A 20,125-nucleotide genomic window follows, 5' to 3' on the forward strand; every position below is an offset into this window, starting at 1 on the left:
AAAAAGTCGGTTTTCTAGTTATATTTCGCTGATTCTCTGCATTTTGCGTATCGACAAACAGATCTACAAGAAATAATTTTGAACCCTAAAAAATTATAGAGTTATAAGATCGACATTCAGAGTTTTATTCTATCTGAAACGCAGCGCCCCGAAGAAAAACGGGCTTGTTCCGGTGATGTGCCGGATTTACGGTAAACGGTAAAATCGCACAGTTCAGTTACAAGCTGGACGTGGAGGAGAAATCGTGGAACGTGGAGTTAGGCCGCATGTCCGGTCGCAGCGTAGTGGCGCACGCCGTCCTGCCGATCCGGGGCAAAGGCCCGATCGGATGGGGTTACAGTTGGGTTCCCGTGGCGGGGCCGCTGTTGGGCGCATTGGCCGCCGGACTGATATACAGTTGCGTTTACTTTTGCAGCTGCCTATGTCATGGCCGGATGGATTCTTCCGGTTCATATTCAAAAGAGAATTTCATCGAATACCCGATCCAGTAACTTGCGCCAGAGGGTCTTTTCTTTTTTCCCAGATAATGTATCGTCTGATCGTCGAACCAGTAAACGCCCTCTATCATGGTTGGGCAGACTCCTCTAAGATGTGAAACCCATTTATCGCCCTGCTTTACCTCCAAATAAATCTCCATTCCTGCGTCGACGTCAAATGTTCCAAAGCGATAGCAACCCGACGGAGAATAGACAAAAGTAGAGGGATTGACGAAGATCTCTTCCAAAGTTTCCAAATCATAGGCAAAGGCAAAGCCATGCCCGCCCGTGGTCATCACATAGTTCAGTTCAGGACAATATTCGTAAGCCACAACATCGTCCGTAACAAAATCGTTAGGTGTCCGATACTGACCGAATTTACCCGAATTCATAAGCCGCTCGCTTTTCATCAGCACTTCGGTGAATTTGTCCTCGGCCTGCTTCCCATAGTAAACTTTATACGGAGATTTTTTGACCTTTCCGTAATCGTAAACCCCTATATCCAGCGCCTTCTTCGTTATGCGCAGGCACTTTGTTCTCTGCGCGTGCAGCGCAGAGAAATGCAAAGACAGCAATACACTCAATAAGACCGCAGCTCTTTTCATTCGGTTGTTTTTTTCATAGGATCGTTATTTTACGATAATCTCCATTTCACCGTAGAGACGGCCTCCTTCTGTGTAGGAATCGGGGCATGTATACAATACCGTATTATTGTCCGTCCACGACCAGTCTGTACCGTACCACCAGCACAGAATCACATGTTGTACACGTTCGGAATTTAAACCGTCGCCGTCGTCCGTCCACGACCGGAGCATATTCTCGGTATAAAACAAATCGCCGATATACTCGTACCGTCTCTTTTTCTTGTTCCATTTCTCTAAAAAATACTGGTAGCCGTCTCTCGCTATACAGTCGGGACCATCAGCATTGATCCGCAACTGTTTGTCGGGCGAAACGGACCACTCCTCTGGGCTTATATTTCCGTTCCACTCTTCCGAATTGGTGTTGAAGTCGATTTTACTGTAACCGCCGGCAGAATCGAAACACAATATCCTGAGCTCCGGATAGTAGGCGTAAAAGTCGAATTCCAAATCCCGGTACACCTTGGTTCCGTCGTCGAAAGTGATTTCAAACTCGTTGACAATACGGCCCCCATAATCTTTGGGGATAACCTTCAGTCTTCGGCCGAGGATTTTCTGCACTTTGGCAAGATCCTCGATTTTCTTGTAAGACTTATGCCGCAAGTGTTCCGCCGCCTGTTTCCGGGTTTCGTATTCCTCTTTGGAGATCGATCTTATCCGGATGCTGAGGCTGTCGTTGATCCGTATTTCCAGCGGTTCGGATATTGTTTGATCGTAATTGGCATACGCCCCGCCACGCAACGCGGCGGGCGTGACGAGGCACAACAGTGCCGCGACGGATAAAATGGAGCGTAAGAACATGTTTGCATGTTTAGTGTTTATATGCACAATATATGGATTTTTTTGGACAAACAGCAAACAATTTCCAACTTTTTGAACACAAATCAGAGTTACAGAAAACGAAAATGGAAGGGCAGGCGGTGGCCCACCAGCAGGGCGAGCCGACGAAAATCACGTCGTACTGCGACATGTCGCCGACCCGGGTTTTCAGGTCGGGCCGGGCCCCCGCCTCGATTTCCCGCTTGCCCTGGTCGACCACGGCCTGGTAATCCGAAGGTTAGGGTTTGACAGGAACGATTTCGAAAAGTTCCCCGCCAGTGGTCTCGCCGATCTGCCGCGCCAACTCGCGGGTATTGCCGCTGTGGTGAAAATAGGCTACCAATACTTTTTTGGCAGGCTCCGGCTCCGGAAGCGGCAAAAGCCGCCATCATTGCTAAAATCAATTTTGTTTTCATCGTTTTTCCATTTACACAATTCCCTCAACAAAAGTAGGACGCAGTATATCCAGCAACCCTACCTGGATTACGGTTCGTCGTACCATAATTACCGATTCGGCGTCAGGGGGCGAAACAGAGGCCGGAAATTATGCTATCTTTTGTCACAACATACTTGACGGCAATTACCTGATCATCCAGCCCTATCCCGCAGACGGGAAGGATACGCCGGAGAAAGAAACTACTATCGACCGCAGACAGTTTGAGCGTTACCTGCGCGACAAAAAACCGCACCTCGAACCCAAGCTGCGCATTACCGACCTGGCCGCCGAGCTGAACACCAACCGCAAATACAGCATGAACTTCAGCCACCTCATAAATCGCTTCCGCCTTGACGAACTCGTCCGGCTGTGCCTTTCGCCCCGGTACAGCACCAAAAGCAACATGGAACTGGTCTTGATGGCCGGATTCGGAAACTACCGGAATTATTTGCGGGTGAAAAAAGAAGAGGACAACCTGGCATTGCTAAAGGTCCTCGAGTGAAAGAAAGGGATAGGAAAAGTTGTCCGGTTCTGAAAGGATTTTACAATCAAACCCTTTTCATTTCTTTTGAATCGCCCGACTTCGGAGGAGCGATTCCGCCCCGCAGGGCAAGGTTTTCGGGAATAACCCGAAAGGTATCGAGTAACCATAGAAAACACCTTGCCATGTTTCAACGAACATAAAAATCCGTTTTCGGACGGATTGCGGAAGAACTGATTTCGACCACAGCATGAAGCCGTGCGATACGCCCTGTTGCTTGGGTACAAGGTAGAGGCTTCCGAGATGCTTTTTTCGAGACCGAAAACGCCACAAGTTGCCACCTCCGGCAGAAACGATACAACCGACCGCCCAATGTCGCAACCAACCGACGTTGGGCTGTTGGCCGGAATATCCGTCCGCACTGATGCCCTATACGATTTACAATACACCAATTATCAGGGCTTCAAACATTCCGACGGTGAAATACACCACCTAAAACAGAAAGGCACACGTAACGGCGACAAGGGTACGTAATACTGTTTTAAAAATCTTTATCGGTTTCATGGCTGTTTTTTTTTTGATTTGATGCGGATTTGAGAGTGGAGGGAGTGAGTTTCTTATCCTAATCTGCCGCTCGTTTATCCGACATTTTTTTATGCGTCTTTCGGTCGTTTCGGTCGTTTCGTTTCAGGGGCTTTTCGGTGTAGAGATTAGGACGTACAAGGTTTCGACAAAAATACCTCGCAACCACAGGGCGCTGGGAAGATTTTTCGCCAAACCGCAAGGCGCGACCTTGTACGTGCGTGAAAACCTCGTAAACACCTTTGCACCTGCAACGTAACAACGCCACGATACGATGGGAAGATAGCAAAACCGGAGGTAAATGAATTGTTAGGCAGATTCGAGACGGTAAAAATAGTGCTTGCGCTATTCACAATATAAGGGGCGGAGCCACCGCCCGAAAAAGAAAAACTCTCCGTTTCTTGTGAAACGGAAAGCCTTTATACGGTTATGCCATTGCTGGAGAAAAAACTAGAGAACGGATTATAATATACAGAAATCTTTTGCCATATCCGATTTTTGATTTATATTTACATAGAGTTGTTTGACGAGATGCAAAGCGCAGCAGTTCAGCGCAGTTACATTGTCGCTAAATCGTTACCAACTACTTTCTTTCTCACTACTCAACGCTGTCATTCAGGCATATACGCAAAAGTTTCTTATCCAATTGCAAAGATTGGATTTTTGTATAAAATTGCAGAAAACAAAACAAAAAAATATTTTTATTAGCCAGATTACTCAAATAAGGGAAGATTTTAGCAATCTTAAACGTTGTAGTGAATGCGATGAAAACTATTCGGAAAACTAAACTTTCGGAAAATTTTTCACCACATTCAATATCAGCACTAATCTATCTTCAATTTACCACCACTTCACCTGACCATAAGCATATAGTTGATATATAATAAAAGCAGCTATAGGCATACCTCAGAAAAATATCAGGAAAATTGCATACACAACCACTCTTTTCATTTTGTAAAGTTCATTGCGCCGCTCAACAATCCTGAGGTATCGCACCTATTTGAAATAACGGGCAAATATTACTACTCTAATCACAATATAAATGTCCTATAGAAGTCGTAGATGGCACCGTGCAGGGATTCGCAGCGGAAAACAGTAGCGCGGAAAATAAAATCGGGATTATGTTTCTATCTATTACCTTTCTATTCATTCCTTCTTCAAAATTATCTCGTTGCAGGAAGTAAAACCAAAGGGGGTATCATTAATTACAATATTGTCGTTTACAATCCAACCTGCAAATTCATTATGATAAATTTTATCATCTATCTTCACGTCCTTAAAAATAATACCCTGAGGTACTTTTCCCCCTCTGATTCTATCTACTTCCCTGGCAAATAAAATGTCTCCTTCAAAATTTCTACCGCCTGTCTGTATCTTATACGTGTATTTGTCTTCTTGTTTGTAGATGTTCAACTCAAAATTACAATCATTGGAATTTTTGTAATAGCCTTCAAGATGAGTTGGAAGAAATGGATATTCACATTCTAGCGGGGTTTCTTGTATATAAAGTTCAAGAACCTCTCCCGTTATGAGATTTTCCCATATTCCCTCGATCTTTTTAATATACTTTGTCATATTCGAAACTTTTCCGGTAATGGATACTTTTTCGCTTCCATTTTCATTTGCTCCCGCCAAAAATATACTGTCGCCTCTCATTTCGCCCTCCAGTTTCACATCAAATCCTCCGTCGTGAAGCCAATCGCCATAACAATACTGCCCTGTTATTTTCCCCTGGTTATTATTTAAATGAAAATAAACCGAATATTTAAAATCGGGACCAATAGACAGAGTTCCATTTAGGACATTGGAAAAACTCTTGTTTTTTTGCATCGCAAGAAGAAAAAATCAAAACAAGGCAACTTAATACTATCAGTGCTTTTTTCATTTCATTTTTCCATTTTGATCAAATTGGTTCCATTCTTTATCTTGCCCGTAAACACCAACAGCAAGTATTTTAGTGTGTTGACCTTATAACTTTTGATCTCAGGCAAGTCTATGGTTGCGAATATTTCATCGAAATTCCGATAGATCGACACATTTATCTTCAGTGCAGTGTGCATCGTTTAGTCTACCAAAAGGCGGTCGGGTAATTCCATAGACGCACAACCCACCACCGAAGCATAAACCGCCCGCCAGAAACACGCAATAGAAATATACCAATATTTTATTTTACTTTTAATCATCCTGTTTTATTACTGCGCAAAGATACTAAATCTTTGAGAAACAGCCAGAATTACATCTTAAAACCTTTGCTTCTGCCGATTTCGGGTGTTGCGGGGTGGAGATATGACAGACATCCGAGTCTCTGGCGCACCGCTGTAAGCCGTATTTGTTCATCGCTTCCCCATAGCTGTCCTGAAAGTATTCCAGATTTTCGCGGGTCATAATATCGTCCGAGCATAGACGGACAGCATCAGCGGGTTGCTTGCGATATTGCTTTTGGGCGGCCTTGCCCTGTTCCTGTTTTATTCACCTGTTCCGACTTCTTGCTATCGTTTTTCTTTTACAGCTTTTCTTCCTTCACCTGAAACTATCGGAACTACCGTTTCGTGGATATGGGATGTTTTCTCATCTAAATGCAAAACGGTTGATACAACGTTCTCCTTTCCGAACGTATTCTGCAACCATTTGATGTTATCATCATACTACTCGCCCAACTTCACTGCTGTCTGTATCCGCAACATATAGCAGCATCTCTTGCTTTACCCCAATGCCGAGATAGGCGTTTTTCACTTTTTCGGCGAGAACATATCCCTCCGTCTGTATCAGTTCCTGATAATGGCAGTTTACATCCATACGAATGCTGTCGATGGCGAGATTGATTTTTTGCGTTTGGGCACTCTTTCCCTATACTCGTTTTTTACATCACAGAGGCGGATCAAAACGTCCATCTGGAAACCGAACTGTTTAACTTCGGCGTCCACCGTCAGACGAAACATCAAAGGAAGGTTCCCGTTGGGTTTCTCGCAGCCTTTCTTTTACGTTAAAATAATACTTTGAATATTGCCCTCATAACTCAATGATTTTTCCGGTTACAAAATTACTTATCATTGAGCTATATGACCAAAACACTACAAAAGAATCAATTGCAAAGCAGTGGGCATTCCGGACAAAGTAACGGGATAGTAACTGATCTCTTTCCTAATACTGCTTTCTTTTGCCTTCCGATGTCTCCTGAGCATAAGAATAAATACACATAATTAACTTATTCACAAATAATTACTACGTTTTACATAGTTCCGCTTTTTATTGAAGTATTTATTTTATACTTCATGTTACTGAGCCTTTTTACCGTTTCGGGATCGCGATGATCTAAAAACGCACTTTTACCCATATCGAGTTTTTCGATATTCTTCATATCCTCATTATCGAGTTTAAAATCGAAAATATCGAAATTTTCAACAATGCGCTCCTTATGCACCGATTTAGGAATAACAACTATATTACGCTGCACCAGCCACCGCAAAACGACCTGAGCAATCGATTTGCCATATTTGGATGCAATTGTTTTTAATGTTTCATTACTGAATAAATGATTGCGTCCTTCGGCAAACGGTCCCCAAGACTCCATTTGAACATCATTATCCTTTAAAAATTTTTCAGTCTCGGTTTGCTGAAAGAAAGGATGAGTCTCGACCTGATTTACGGCCGGCTTTACTTTATTGTGTATTATCAAGTCCATTATCCGGTCATCATCGAAATTACTTACTCCGATCGCTTTTATTAAGCCATCCTGATATAGCTTTTCCATGGCTCTCCAAGAACCGTAAATATCACCGTAAGGCTGATGTATAAGATACAAATCGAGATAATCGAGTTGTAAACGGGAAAGCGAAGCTTGAAACGCTTTTTGGGCGTTTTCATAGCCAGCATCTTGTATCCAGAGTTTAGTCGTAATAAACAATTCTTCCCTCGGAACCCCACTGCGTTTTATTGCTCGTCCAACGGCTTCTTCATTTTCATAAACAGCCGCAGTATCAATTAAGCGGTATCCGGTTTGTATAGCTTCATAAACGCTACGTTCACATTCTTCTGCATCGGGAACCTGATATACCCCAAACCCTATTATCGGCATTTTAACGCCATTGTTCAATTCTACTTTTTCCATATTCAACAATTAAAAATACTAATTAGATAATCTCTCTTTTAATAATAACAAAATTACATGTCCGATTTTTTTTAATTGTATATATATTACCGATTCTTATACCTATTTTACAGTTTAAGGAAATTATATTTACAGAAATATGATATTTTTGCCTAAAACCGAAATATGAAACTGTCTATCTTTATAAATAGGATTTTCTTTATTCAACCTTTTACCCATAAAGGTGTTTTAATAAATATATAAATACATATTATATGGAAACAAAAATTATTCACCGTCCCGAACGTAATCGATTTGAAACAGTTAAAGACGGATATACGGCATACGTAGAATATAATATCTCCGATAACGAACTTAATATTTTACATACGATCGTTCCAGATGAAATTTCGGGACAAGGTATTGCAAGCCGGCTTGTAAAAGAAACATATGAATATGCCCGTAAACACAGTTTAAAACCTGTCGCAACCTGTTCTTATGCAGTCGCATGGCTCGAAAAACATAAGGACTATAAATCATAACAGTCATGAATATAGCAATCAGTGGCGTTACGGGATTCATCGGTTCTCATTTATCGACATATCTTCATAATAAAGGGCATCGTATCGTTCATCTCAATCGGGAAATGTTTACCGATAGCATGAAACAACAATTACAAGATGTTATTTCAAAATGCGACATCGTAATCAATCTTGCCGGAGCTCCCATAAACCGGAAATGGGATTCTTCCTATAAAAAAATATTATACGAAAGTCGTATACATACAACCAGATCGATTGTAGAAGCGATAAAGCAACTCGATTGCGTAACCCGTCTATTAATTTCCGCATCTGCAGTAGGCTATTATCCGAATGATGGTTGTTATGACGAATATTCAAATGAAAAAGGAGATGGATTTCTCTCTCAATTATGTGACGAATGGGAAAAGGAAGCTCAAAAAGTTCCAGATCCGGTGAGATGCGTTATCACTCGTTTCGGCATTGTATTGTCTCCTGAAGGTGGAGCTTTGAAACAAATGTTGCCACCCTTCAAAATGAAGATAGCAACAACGATCGGGCCCGGCAATCAACCGTTCTGCTGGATCGATCTTGACGATCTGGTTAGGGCAATGGATTTCATTATAAATAATAAAAACCTGCATGGAATTTTTAATTTTGTTGCACCACAAAAAATAAATAATTCACAATTTGCAAATGAACTCGGTAAACATTACCATACATTTATAAAAATGACTGTCCCGACATTCGTTTTTAAAATTATTTATGGCGAAGGTTCTAAATTCCTTACGACAGGACAATGCGTTACCCCTACCCGATTATTAGAATCAGGATTTCTATTCGAGACAGAAAAGATCGGAGATTTTATCAAAAAACTCAGATTATAAGATCAAATCAGTTTCTTGATAACTCGTGCAGGTATCCCTACAGCCATACTATCGTCGGGAATGTCTTTGCTCACGACCGACCCGGCTCCGATGATACATCTATTTCCAATAGTTACTCCCGGACATATAACAGCTCCCCCTCCGATCCAACAGTCATCTCCGATCGATATCGGCTCTCCATGCTCGACTCCGGTTGCCCGTAACCGGTAATCGATAGGATGCATAGGAGCATATATTTGTACATTCGGTCCGATAAGAATATTCTTGCCCAATGTTATACGAGCTGTATCGAGAATCGTACAATTATAATTTATAAAACCGTTTTTTCCTCCATAGATATTGATCCCAAAATCACACAAAAAGGGGGGCTGAATAACTAAAGTATCAGACGCATTAGGCAATATACGCTGTAATAATTCCCCTCCATCGAAACAGGAACTAAAAAAATTACGATTGTATTCTTCTATTAGTCTCAAGACCGATTTATGCAATTCCATCAATTCGCTATCGGAAGGGAAATAATCTTTTCCGGCCAGCATCTTTTCTTTTTCAGTCATATTACTGATATTTTAAAACAAATATAAGGATATTTGGAAACATTCGATATATTTGTAATCTCCTATTGATAAATAATAAAACACATAAAATGGAAGATAGATTTTGTCAAAGTTGCGGTATGCCTTTAAAAAGTAATGCTGATTTGGGTACCGAAGTAGATGGTAAAAAGAATATTGATTATTGCAAATATTGTTATACCGACGGAAAATTTACCGAAAATTTTACCATGGAAGAAATGATTATGCATTGTGCCGGCTTTGTTGAAGAATTCAATAAAGACTCTGATGTAAAATTTACCCGAGAACAGGCTATTGAACAAATGAAACAATACTTCCCGATGTTAAAACGATGGAAAAAATAATTATCCTGTCAAATTTCTACAATAGATAAATTCCAAGAAGAATTTTTCATATTTACACACCCGTTCCGTTTAAACACTACCCCTTCTTGTTCGAGAAGGATTTTCTGTTGTTCCCAACCGGGAACCAAACGCCCCTGACAATTTACTACTCGATGACAAGGTAAATTAAGGGAAGAAGGTGCATGAGATAAAGCTTGCCCTACCCTTCTTGACAACTGCGGATATCCAATTAAACGAGCAATTTCTCCATAGGTAGTCACATAACCTTTCGGTATTTCACGAACTACTTGATATACTTCTTTATCAAAATCGGTAATATTCATCATTGTTGACAACCAGAACAATAATATATACTTCCTCCCATATAAGATTCTTTACGAATGATTTCACCACATCGGGGACATTCCTTACCCACTGTATCTTTTGATAAATAAGAAATATATTTTCCTCTTTTTCCCAATATATCTGTTTCAGTATTACGGCCTCCCGAAAGAAACATTTCAGTTAATGTCGTTTTTACCGATTTGTATAACAAATCTCTCCTCGGCTCAGAAATATCACGTAATTTCGATTTTGGATGAATACCGGCATTATAAAGAATATCCTGCAATACACCGTTACCTAATCCAGGAATCGTCTGATTGGTTGCCAAAAAAGCTTTTACACTTTTATCCTGAACATTTTCATCGGTTATCAGTCGTCGAAAGTAATTTTCATCGAAATTATCCGATAACACTTGCGGCTTCTCCGAAGCGCACCGATAATACTCTGCGAAAGGGATATCTTTCTCGCCCTTTATAAAACAAATTAGTCCGCCATACATACGTACAGAGGCCGTTAAACAACTAAAATCATCGAATCCGATGAGCAACTGGTATTTCTCCGGTAATTTTTCGCCCGGTAACAAATAACGGAAATTCACTCCATCGGTAAAAAGTAAAATGGCATCAGCAACACTAATTTCAACCATTCCTCCTTTCGCACAAACCCGATCGACTGTTTTCCCCAATAACCTTCCCACATAATCTTCAGGGCGACCGTTATACCATGCAAACTTATGTGGGCTATTTCCTCCGATTACATCGGTGATCTTTTTTCCCATTAATACTTTATTCATTTGACGGGCCAAAACCAAGGCTTCAGGAGCTTCTATCATAATTACCAATTTTATGTTCAACTATATAATTTATTCGCAGAATCAAAGATTTTATTTTGTTTTTATTGGAAGAATCCTCCACAAACAAGAAGGAATCAAACGCCAGAAAAAAACAAGAATCTTATAGCGCCAATCGATAACAACGACCCGCTTTTTCTGCTTTATCGCCTTTTCTATTTGCCGAGCCACTTTTGATGGACTCATTAAAAAAGGATAGTTACCGTCTTTTAACAAGTCTGTAGACACAAAACCGGGTCGTATATCAGTAAAATACACATTTTTGTGTTGCATATGAGCTAATTGAGAAAGAGCTTGAAGATAAATATTCTGAAATCGTTTTGTCGCAGAATATGCCGGTGCAATTCCAAGACCTTTTGTTCCGGCAATAGAACTAATAACCGCCAGATGACCATATCCTTGTTTACAAAAATAATGATAAGCAGATATGACCATACGCATAAATCCATCTACATTGGTACAAGCAGTATTCAATTCGATCTCTAAATGCAGATCGTAATTTTGAAATCCGATTCCTGAACTCAGCAAAAATAAATCCATCCCCCCTAATTTATCTATCAAAGCCGTTAATTTATTCGTCGCGTCATTCAATGTTATATCCATTGCCTCGATTACGATATTAGCGGGATTCAGAGACTGCAAATCCTCCAACAGAGGCAAGCGTCTCCCCGCTATTCCGACTCTGTAACCCTTTTGTATGTATAATTTTGCGACTTCTCTACCAATGCCTGAAGTTGCCCCGATTATTACTATCCGTTTCATTTTTTAATGTATTAAATGCCAAATCGTATCCAGCGGTGCATAAAATATCATTCTGGGTCCCGAAAAGCGCATTACCTCTTTCATTTTTTCTCTCATTACCGGATTATAACAATGTATTTTACAATTTTTGCAGGAGCTTTTTCGATCTCCTAACGGACAATGAGACAAACGATCATGAGCATATCGTTGCAGTTCGAGACACATAGAACACATAACCGAATTCCCTTCTTTTTTTAAACAAAAAAGGGTAATCATTTTGCTTATAATTCTCTTTTCTCGTTCAATACGATTTTCTTTCATGCCGATCTTCAGTGTTTAATGCAAATATACATTATTTAAACAAAGAATATAGACCGGATTGTTCTAATCATAATAAAAAATCGGAATCATTAATTTAGATAATGATTCCGATTTTTATTTCTACTATTCTGGTCTTTTTACCGACACATCGATTTTATAAGTTCCGCAACCCGGATAATATCATCATCACCCAACGACGATCCCGAGGGAAGACATAAACCGATATCGAACAATCCCTCGCTGGTACCGTCTATATATCTCGGACATTCTTTAAATACCGGCTGTAAATGCATCGGTTTCCATAAGGGACGTGTCTCTATATTTTCTGCCTCCAATTTCCGACGAACGGTTTCCCGGCTGATTCCCGCCTGTAACTCATCGATAAGAATACAACTCAACCAGAAATTCGAATCGTAATCCCCTGAGTAATTATCCATTACCCTAATGCCAGCCTGATCCTCAAACAAACGGGTATATAAACCGTGAATCGAGCGACGACGGTGAATATGTTCTTCCAATACCTGCATCTGGCCCCGACCGATGCCCGCACAGATATTGCTCATCCGGTAATTATAACCGATACGGGTATGCTGATAATGCGGCGCCGGTTCCCGTGCCTGCGTCGCATAGTATTTTATCGCACCGGCCTCCTCTTCGGTACGGCAAACCAAAGCTCCCCCGCCCGAGGTCGTTATCATTTTATTCCCGTTAAACGACAACGCTCCGTATTCTCCGAAGGTGCCACACTTACGCCCTCGGTATTCCGAACCCAAAGCCTCGGCTGCGTCTTCCAATACCGGAATCCCGTATGTCGCGGCGATCGATCCTATTTCATCCATCCGTGCCGGCATACCGTACAAATGAACCGGTATAATCGCTTTAGGTTTCTTTCCCGTTCGGGCAATACGGTCTTTTATCGCTTCTTCCAGTAAACCCGGTGACATATTCCATGTCTCTGGCTCACTGTCTACAAAAACCGGGACGGCTCCCTGATAAACGATCGGATTGGCTGTGGCGGCAAACGTAAACGACTGGCATATTACCTCGTCGCCCGACTGTACCCCCAACGCTACCAAACCCAAGTGAATCGCGGCGGTTCCCGCGCTCAACGCTACCACATGCCGGTCTTCCCCCAAATAGGTCGACAGGTCTTTTTCAAAACCATCTACATTCGGACCCAACGGTACGACCCAATTCGTATCGAAAGCCTCTTGTATAAAGTCTTGCTCTCGTCCGCCCATGTGTGCAAGAGATAGATAAATACGCTGTTTCATAAATAATTCGAATTAACATTATAATTCCGTTTTCGGAATTGCCAGTATTTTTTCTTTATATCGATAGAAAAGAGTAGAATCATCGCCGATATTTTTATCTACAATCATTCCTGCCTGTATTTTATTTCGGCTTCCGATCACTATATCGGGAATTAAGGTCGCTTTTATTCCGATATAATTATCGTCTCCTACTTGCGTATATCCGCATAACAGTGAAGTAGCAAAAAAATTATAATCCCCGATTCGCGAATCATGGCTTATAGCACTTTGAGAGGTGATCAGGTTATAGTTACCCAGTTTTACATTCGGCCCGATCATGACAAATGGTGAAATGATATTCCCCTCTCCGATCGATGCTGTTCGGGCTATCACTGCAGTCGGGTGTACTAACGTTATAAATTTACCGCCTCTTTCTTTAATGTTTTTTACCAGTCTGCGTTTAACCGCACTATTTCCCAAAGCCAGTACGAAATAATCTTCTTCCTCGATTTTATAATCATCTAATAACCCTAAATAAGGTTTGTTAAGCCGATAATTTTTCCAGTTAACCGGTCCGGCATCATCCGATGCTACATATCCTTTTATCTCTATTCCGGCCATTTCTCCCCAAGTACTATCTTCGAGATAAGATGTTAATTCTGCTGCAACAGCACCCGTACCGAAAATCACTATTTTAGTTTTCATAATGCTTTTTCTAAATTATATGTATCGAGATCGAACATATCCCCATGTCCGGGACAGATGACTATCCCCTCTCCCTTCATCATTTTAATCCTATTTATTGTACTTATAAGTTCTTGCTTAGAACCGGAATACAATTTTGTTACCGTTCGAGTATCTTTTATGAGTGAATCTCCCGTAAATAAATATTTACCTACCGAAAAACAGATTCCGGCGGCTGTATGCCCCTGGGCCGGAAAAAATTGCAACTTATATCCTCTCCATATAAAATTATATTCTATCCCCTCTAATACAATATCGGCCAAAGAAACCTCAAATCCTTTCTGATCATAAAATAACGAGAGATTACGTTTGGCGTCATGTATTGCCAAAGAACATTTTTGAGAGGTAATAATCTTACTTTTATATTTTTTTATCAAATAATTGCAACCCCAAATATGATCGAAATGCTCATGAGTCAAAATAATATATTCCGGGGTAAGAGACAATTTATTCAGATACAGTTCCAATTCACGACAATTTTCACTTCCAGGATCAACCACAATACATTTGTCGATGTCTCTTTTATCATACAAGACATAACAATTAGAGTCGATAGGAACATTCTCTATTTTAAAAATAGATAATAGCATCAGTTATCCGGTAATATCTATTGTACGTCCCCCGTCTACCGTTAATTGCTGTCCGGTAATCCAACGGGCATTATCAGATAAAAGAAAAGCAACGACATCGGCGATATCGGTTGCATAACCGATGCCTAGCGGATAGGTCGCAGACATACGTTCCGCTACTTCTTTATCGTTGAAAATATCTTTTGTCATTTCGGTTTGCACCGCACCGGGTAAGACGGAGTTAAGTCTTACCTGTGGTGCTAATTCTACGGCCAGACAACGCATCAACGAATCTAAGGCCCCTTTAGAAGCTGCATAGCTGCTAAAAGCTTTTGCTCCCCGATTACTGATATTACTCGAAATAAAAACTACGCTTTTCAACGAATTTTTATTTATCTTCTTCGATATAAGACACTTGGTTATTAAAGATGCCGAAAATACGTTGGTAGTAAAAGTCATCTGCAAATTATCTACACTTTGCATTTTCAGGGGCAACATTTTCATAAATCCGGCAGAATGCACATAAAATGAAATTTCAATGCCATTCGAAGCTAGAAAATTTTTCAGGTTTTCCTCTACCGAATGAATTTCATTCAAATCACACTCCCAAATAAAATGCCGGTTATTTTTATTACACTCTTCTCTTACATCGACCAGTCTTTCTCGGTTTCTTCCATGTAAAACGACATTATATTCGTTAGATAATTGGATAGCGATCGATTTCCCGATGCCCGATGAAGATCCGGTTACTAATACGTATGGTTTATTATTCATATTTTATATTATTGAGCGGTAAAACCGCCATCTACACTTAAAATCGAACCGGTTACCCATTTAGACATATCCGATAACAAATAAAGAATCGCATTTGCTACATCATCTGCTTCTCCTAACCCGAGAGGGTGCAAAGATTCGAGACGTTCGGTATAATCCTCCGTAAAAGAAGAGGTGATGTTCTCCATCATGTTGGTTTTAATAAATCCCGGAGCGATACAATTTACACGTATCCTTTTAGGAGCCAATTCTATTGCTAAGGCTTTTGTGACTGCTTGTATTCCACCTTTCGACAAAGCATAGCCAACATTTGCCGCAGAGCCGACCAATCCATATACCGACGATATAAATACAATCGAACCGTATTCACCGGCATATACTTTTTTACTAATAAATATCTTGGCCAATTCTACTGCGGCATATGTATTTATTTTATAAATTTTATCACATGTGTCTGAATTAACGGTCTTTAATGGTGATATATAAGGCAAACCGGCACAATGCACAATACCGTTTATCTTTCCGAAAGATTCTATTATCTTTCCTATTTTTTCTTTAAATAATTCGGGAACCGATAAATCGAGATTCAACACTATCGTATCTCCGGCACATCTTTCACGAGTAACCGCCAGTCCGTCACTATTGATATCTACCAGAATTAGACGTGCTCCTTTTTTAGACAGAAGAATGCTTGCCGCTCGTCCCATTCCCGAAGCTGCCCCTGTGATCAAATACGAACGGCTCGTCAGATCTAGTAAATCCGATTCCATAACTTAAGCTTCGCGTTTTGAATCGATTAATTCTTTTAATCCCCCCACCGTTTGGGCATTATTTATTTCCTTTGCATTCAGCGTTACTTTATAATTTTCATCGGCAAAGGCAATAATCGATAAAATCGTCAGAGAATCCCATGCATCAAACGATTTCAATTCATCTTCCATTGTTACTTTTTCTTCTTCCAATAGTTCTGCTATTTGTTCGAGATAATTTTCCATAATTCAATAATTTATTTGTTCACAAAAATTTAAATTTCCAACATCCATCAATAAACTACCCCATGTGAGGCCTACCCCAAAACCGGAAACACAAAGTTTCATTTTTTCTTTTTCCAATCGTTCACCCAAATTATAAGTAATATTTGTAGGTATGGAAACTCCACTGGCATTTCCGAAATTCTCAACAATATTATTAGGCATCTTTTCTCTGGGAACTCCTATTTTATCCGCTAATTTCTGTAACATAAAACGATTAGGTTGATGAAACATATAATAATCTACATCTTCTTTAGTTACAGAAGCATTTTTTAATAACGACTCGATCATAGGAGGTACTTCAGTCTGAACGAAATTAAATACCTCGTCTCCCTTCATGATCAGATTATCTTTCGAACGAAAATTTCCGTTCGCATCCTCTTCCATCATGGCCGTTCTCTCTGTAGACGGTTCTCGGAAACCTCCAGCCGGAATAAGCAAGGCATCTGCATGAGTTCCGTCCATTTGTATATTCCCGTAAATAATATTATCGTTATTACTTTTCTCTACTATTGTAACCGATGCTCCGTCTCCGATCAGTGGATTGCTGTTTCGATCCCGTTTCGAGACTTTTCGACTGATTACATCGGCATTCAATAAAACGACTTTCTTTATCGACGCCTGTTCCAATAATAAGAATGCCTCTATCAGGCCGATGATAAAACCGGCACATCCCTGATTGATGTCCATACAAATCATATCGGTTTTCAGCCCCAGTTTACCCTGTATAATATTACTGGTAGGCGGCATAAAATGATCCGGTGATTGTGTTACCAGCAACAAAGCATCGATCTCGTCTTTTTGTAATTTCCCTTTTTCGAATAGATAATTCAGGCCATGGCAGCATAAATCAGATACACAAACACCCTCTTCCACGACACGGTGTTTATTATATCCCATCGTCATTTTCAGTTTCAAAGATTTTATCCGGGAGAAATTATAATTATCCATTTCATCCTCGAATAACACTTCTTTTTCAGGTAACACAGTAAGTATGCCCGTGATCTGTTTATTTTTAAAAAGCAAATCCATAATTTATTCAACCCCGTTTTTACGCAACAAACCCATAATACTTTCTACCGATGAAAAATTTTCAGGTAATACGTCGATACCATCTATAGATATACCAAAACGATTATCCAATTCGTTTACCAGATTTATTACATCAAAAGAATCGAGCATTCCCGATTCTATAAAATCCACCGTTTCGCTAAAATCAAATTCCGGACGGAGTTCGTTGAGTATAGCAATGATTTCTTCTTTCATAATATTTTATACTTGTCAATTATTAATACACCATCTTTTAATCGTAAAAAATTTCCTTTTTCCGAATTTATATATACTCCTACTGGATATTCTGAATTATGGATAATATCATTATATTCCTTGTCAACAGGATGCGCTTTCCAGATTATTACATTATCCATTTGCGCTCCTTGATATGGCATTGAAACCCCTCTTATCAGATTATATGCTTCTCGTATTGTAATATCTTTTTTAATAATACACTCTTCACTACGTAATTTCCCGTAATAACGTCCCGCCAAATGTCGTTGAACAATTACAGGGGAATTATCCATAATCCGATTAATGGCATCTATCATAATATGATCATATATCTTTATCCACTTATTTTGTAAATCAGATACATAATCGTTTTCATTTAATGAAAATTTTTCCTGAATGATAATATCCCCGGTATCCACACCCGAATCTACGTAATGAACTGTAACTCCAGATTCCTTTTCTCCGTTGATAATAGGCCAATGTTGCGGAGACATTCCACGATAATCAGGCAACAACGAAGGATGAAGATTAATAAACCCCTTTTTCGGAATATTTAATAACTCTCCTTTAATCAATCGCTGAAAATGAGCGATTACGCAAATATCCGGTTCGAAAGATTTCAATAAATCAACAACTTCCTTCGAATTTATATCCTTAAAACGGTAATAAGGTATTCGATTTTTATGGCATGTATATTCCAGCTTTTTATATACTAAATTATTATACAATGGAGACACGACCATTTTAACATCATGACCTGCTTGAACGAGAGAATTTAAAACAACATTACTAAAAGCATCTTCTCCCCAAAAAACAATTTTAAGAATCCGATTCTTTATCATCATTCATTTACCAGTTTATTATAATATAATCGATCTATTTTACCATTTGTATTGCGTTGTAACTCATCGAGCCGATGATACACGGTCGGCAACATATATTTGGGTAATTCCTTCGCTACTTTTACTCTGAATTCTGCAGGAGAAATTTCGGTTTCAGATTCATAAAAAAGCGTAATTTCCTTTTTCCCGAAATTATAAACGACACATCCGTTTTTTACGAGTTTGAGCTTATTGATTATTATATGCTCGATCTCACCCAATTCGGTTCGGTATCCCATATGTTTTACCAGACTATCTTTTCTGCCTTTGAATACGATTTCTCCCCGTTCATTTACATATACGATATCTCCCGTTCGGTAAATAATTTCGGGATAAGATTTATTTAAAGGGTTTTGAACAAAAGCCGCGGCCGTTTTTTCCGCATTATTATAATATCCCATGGCTAAAGAAGAGCCCCTTACACACAATTCTCCTTCTTCGTTCGCTTTTACAATTTTCTTATCATTTTCATCGAGTATAATAATATCGGTATTACGGCACGGATAACCGATGGGAATAGGCTCTTCATCTTTAATTTCACGATCTACAATGAAATACGTACAATCTAAAGTTATTTCTATCGGGCCGTAAAGATTTGCAAATAAAGTATGAGATAATTGTTTGCGCCAATAATTGAATTGTTTGGTAGGAAACACTTCTCCGGCAAACCATACAATCTTTAGGTGAGGCAGTTTTATTTGAGATAACAGATCCATATTAGCTATATTCACCATAATGGTGGGAACCCAAAACAGGAAAGTTACTTTTTCCTGTTCCAATATTTTCAATATCGATGCCGGAAAAGCCGAAAGATGTTCAGGTATAACGACAATCGTACTGCCTTTCGCCATCATCATACATAACTCGAAACTGTATATATCAAATACCAAAGGAGACAAAGATCCGATTATTTCATTATCAGAAAACTTAAATACATCGAGTGCCCACTCGGTAAAATCGAAAAAACTCCGGTGATTCAACACTACGCCTTTAGGCGTACCGGTAGAACCGGAAGTGTTGATAATACACAACGGATCGGTATCGATAAGTGTAGCCAAACGCTGCCAAATGAGATGATCATCTTCTAAAATACCAAATTCGGTCTCGTCTAAATTAATTACGGTAACGGTATCAGGAATTACCGACATGATGTTTTTAAAATACTGATTATTCGTTATCAATACAGCCGGTTGTATCAGATCCAGAATGTTCTTTATTCGTTCTGTCGGTGTCTTTATATCGAGATTCATATAAAAATTGCCCGAATAAATAATTGCCAGATCGGCACAGACACTTTCGATACTTTTATTAAGATATACGGCAACAGGTTTCTTTATACAGTTGCCTTTAGTTATGATTTCTTTGGCTAAAAATTTAGCGTCAAACTGTAAATTTCCAAACGATATTTCTTTTTCTTTCTCTTTCACAGCGATCTTTCCTGGATTAGAAACCACTGTTCTTTCAAAATATTCTATGAGATTTATTTTCATATCAATTTATATTA

25 protein-coding genes and 2 pseudogenes are annotated in these 20,125 nt (G+C 39.6%); 5 read left to right on the forward strand and 22 right to left on the reverse strand.

The window, feature by feature from the left end; genetic code table 11:
- Positions 1-103 precede the first annotated feature (103 nt).
- A pseudogene (locus NMU02_RS11930) lies at positions 104-290 on the forward strand (Arm DNA-binding domain-containing protein); the annotation flags it as partial.
- Positions 291-424: 134 nt separating this feature from the next.
- Here the strand turns inward: NMU02_RS11930 and NMU02_RS11935 are convergent.
- The 3 genes and pseudogenes from NMU02_RS11935 to NMU02_RS13780 form a co-directional block, all read right to left on the reverse strand.
- A complete protein-coding gene (locus NMU02_RS11935) occupies positions 425-1,081 on the reverse strand; it encodes a hypothetical protein (protein WP_255028155.1) in 657 nt (218 codons plus the stop codon).
- A gap of 24 nt (positions 1,082-1,105) precedes the next feature.
- The gene (locus NMU02_RS11940; RefSeq protein ID WP_255028156.1) at positions 1,106-1,882 is read right to left on the reverse strand and encodes a hypothetical protein; all 777 of its coding nucleotides are present in this window, start codon (positions 1,880-1,882) and stop codon (positions 1,106-1,108) included.
- Positions 1,883-1,928: 46 nt separating this feature from the next.
- Positions 1,929-2,315: pseudogene (locus tag NMU02_RS13780) on the reverse strand (flavodoxin).
- A 910-nt stretch (positions 2,316-3,225) separates the two neighbouring features.
- On the opposite strand from NMU02_RS13780, the gene NMU02_RS11950 reads away from it, so the two are divergent.
- Positions 3,226-3,387, forward strand: a complete 162-nt coding sequence (locus NMU02_RS11950) for a hypothetical protein (RefSeq protein WP_255028158.1) — start codon at positions 3,226-3,228, stop codon at positions 3,385-3,387.
- A gap of 1,194 nt (positions 3,388-4,581) precedes the next feature.
- Here NMU02_RS11950 and NMU02_RS11955 read toward each other — a convergent pair.
- The 4 genes from NMU02_RS11955 to NMU02_RS11970 all read right to left on the reverse strand — a co-directional run bounded on the left by NMU02_RS11955 (position 4,582) and on the right by NMU02_RS11970 (position 7,543).
- Positions 4,582-5,265 (reverse strand): hypothetical protein, encoded by a 684-nt coding sequence (locus NMU02_RS11955; RefSeq protein WP_255028159.1) that lies wholly within the window; start codon positions 5,263-5,265, stop codon positions 4,582-4,584.
- Positions 5,266-5,924: 659 nt separating this feature from the next.
- On the reverse strand, positions 5,925-6,059 hold the full coding sequence (locus NMU02_RS13785; RefSeq protein ID WP_435522041.1) for a plasmid recombination protein: 135 nt from the start codon (positions 6,057-6,059) through the stop codon (positions 5,925-5,927).
- Positions 6,060-6,075: 16 nt separating this feature from the next.
- On the reverse strand, positions 6,076-6,231 hold the full coding sequence (locus NMU02_RS13790; protein WP_435522042.1) for a hypothetical protein: 156 nt from the start codon (positions 6,229-6,231) through the stop codon (positions 6,076-6,078).
- A 433-nt stretch (positions 6,232-6,664) separates the two neighbouring features.
- Entirely contained in the window at positions 6,665-7,543 is an 879-nt protein-coding gene (locus NMU02_RS11970) for an aldo/keto reductase (RefSeq protein ID WP_255028161.1), read from the reverse strand.
- Positions 7,544-7,797: 254 nt separating this feature from the next.
- Here NMU02_RS11970 and NMU02_RS11975 point away from each other — a divergent pair, with 254 nt between their 5' ends.
- Both NMU02_RS11975 and NMU02_RS11980 read left to right on the forward strand, forming a co-directional pair.
- Positions 7,798-8,064 carry a GNAT family N-acetyltransferase gene (locus NMU02_RS11975; protein ID WP_255028162.1) on the forward strand — a complete coding sequence of 89 codons (267 nt, stop codon included), beginning with the start codon at positions 7,798-7,800 and terminating at the stop codon, positions 8,062-8,064.
- 5 nt (positions 8,065-8,069) lie between these two features.
- Positions 8,070-8,927, forward strand: coding sequence for a TIGR01777 family oxidoreductase (locus NMU02_RS11980; protein ID WP_255028163.1), 858 nt, complete (start codon positions 8,070-8,072; stop codon positions 8,925-8,927).
- Between the two features lie 2 nt (positions 8,928-8,929).
- Here the strand turns inward: NMU02_RS11980 and NMU02_RS11985 are convergent, their stop codons facing one another.
- Positions 8,930-9,484: a sugar O-acetyltransferase gene (locus NMU02_RS11985; protein ID WP_255028164.1), complete on the reverse strand. Its 555-nt coding sequence runs from the start codon at positions 9,482-9,484 to the stop codon at positions 8,930-8,932.
- A gap of 89 nt (positions 9,485-9,573) precedes the next feature.
- On the opposite strand from NMU02_RS11985, the gene NMU02_RS11990 reads away from it, so the two are divergent.
- A complete protein-coding gene (locus NMU02_RS11990; RefSeq protein ID WP_255028165.1) occupies positions 9,574-9,846 on the forward strand; it encodes a zinc ribbon domain-containing protein in 273 nt (90 codons plus the stop codon).
- 8 nt (positions 9,847-9,854) lie between these two features.
- Here the strand turns inward: NMU02_RS11990 and NMU02_RS11995 are convergent, their stop codons facing one another.
- The 14 genes from NMU02_RS11995 to NMU02_RS12060 all read right to left on the reverse strand — a co-directional run bounded on the left by NMU02_RS11995 (position 9,855) and on the right by NMU02_RS12060 (position 20,111).
- Positions 9,855-10,169, reverse strand: coding sequence for an MGMT family protein (locus NMU02_RS11995; RefSeq protein WP_255028194.1), 315 nt, complete (start codon positions 10,167-10,169; stop codon positions 9,855-9,857).
- A complete protein-coding gene (locus tag NMU02_RS12000) occupies positions 10,169-11,002 on the reverse strand; it encodes an endonuclease VIII (RefSeq protein ID WP_255028166.1) in 834 nt (277 codons plus the stop codon). Before NMU02_RS12000 ends, NMU02_RS11995 begins: the two co-directional genes overlap by 1 nt.
- 51 nt (positions 11,003-11,053) lie before the next feature.
- Positions 11,054-11,782 carry an SDR family NAD(P)-dependent oxidoreductase gene (locus NMU02_RS12005; RefSeq protein WP_255028167.1) on the reverse strand — a complete coding sequence of 243 codons (729 nt, stop codon included), beginning with the start codon at positions 11,780-11,782 and terminating at the stop codon, positions 11,054-11,056.
- Between the two features lie 3 nt (positions 11,783-11,785).
- Positions 11,786-12,082, reverse strand: a complete 297-nt coding sequence (locus NMU02_RS12010) for a nitrous oxide-stimulated promoter family protein (protein ID WP_255028169.1) — start codon at positions 12,080-12,082, stop codon at positions 11,786-11,788.
- Positions 12,083-12,219: 137 nt separating this feature from the next.
- Positions 12,220-13,356, reverse strand: a complete 1,137-nt coding sequence (locus NMU02_RS12015; RefSeq protein WP_255028171.1) for a DegT/DnrJ/EryC1/StrS family aminotransferase — start codon at positions 13,354-13,356, stop codon at positions 12,220-12,222.
- 18 nt (positions 13,357-13,374) lie between these two features.
- Complete coding sequence (locus tag NMU02_RS12020; protein ID WP_255028172.1) at positions 13,375-14,040, reverse strand: acetyltransferase; 666 nt, start codon at positions 14,038-14,040, stop codon at positions 13,375-13,377.
- Complete coding sequence (locus NMU02_RS12025; protein ID WP_255028173.1) at positions 14,037-14,669, reverse strand: MBL fold metallo-hydrolase; 633 nt, start codon at positions 14,667-14,669, stop codon at positions 14,037-14,039. Before NMU02_RS12025 ends, NMU02_RS12020 begins: the two co-directional genes overlap by 4 nt.
- 3 nt (positions 14,670-14,672) lie before the next feature.
- Entirely contained in the window at positions 14,673-15,422 is a 750-nt protein-coding gene (locus NMU02_RS12030; RefSeq protein ID WP_255028174.1) for an SDR family NAD(P)-dependent oxidoreductase, read from the reverse strand.
- Between the two features lie 8 nt (positions 15,423-15,430).
- Entirely contained in the window at positions 15,431-16,192 is a 762-nt protein-coding gene (locus NMU02_RS12035) for an SDR family NAD(P)-dependent oxidoreductase (RefSeq protein WP_255028176.1), read from the reverse strand.
- Between the two features lie 3 nt (positions 16,193-16,195).
- Entirely contained in the window at positions 16,196-16,417 is a 222-nt protein-coding gene (locus tag NMU02_RS12040; protein ID WP_255028177.1) for an acyl carrier protein, read from the reverse strand.
- Between the two features lie 3 nt (positions 16,418-16,420).
- Positions 16,421-17,485: a 3-oxoacyl-ACP synthase III family protein gene (locus tag NMU02_RS12045; RefSeq protein WP_255028178.1), complete on the reverse strand. Its 1,065-nt coding sequence runs from the start codon at positions 17,483-17,485 to the stop codon at positions 16,421-16,423.
- A 3-nt stretch (positions 17,486-17,488) separates the two neighbouring features.
- Entirely contained in the window at positions 17,489-17,719 is a 231-nt protein-coding gene (locus tag NMU02_RS12050) for a phosphopantetheine-binding protein (RefSeq protein ID WP_255028180.1), read from the reverse strand.
- Entirely contained in the window at positions 17,716-18,585 is an 870-nt protein-coding gene (locus NMU02_RS12055; RefSeq protein WP_255028181.1) for a methionyl-tRNA formyltransferase, read from the reverse strand. Before NMU02_RS12055 ends, NMU02_RS12050 begins: the two co-directional genes overlap by 4 nt.
- Entirely contained in the window at positions 18,582-20,111 is a 1,530-nt protein-coding gene (locus NMU02_RS12060) for an AMP-binding protein (RefSeq protein ID WP_255028182.1), read from the reverse strand. Before NMU02_RS12060 ends, NMU02_RS12055 begins: the two co-directional genes overlap by 4 nt.
- Positions 20,112-20,125: the final 14 nt, after the last annotated feature.

This window comes from Coprobacter tertius, from assembly GCF_024330105.1.
Taxonomy (GTDB): domain Bacteria; phylum Bacteroidota; class Bacteroidia; order Bacteroidales; family Coprobacteraceae; genus Coprobacter; species Coprobacter tertius.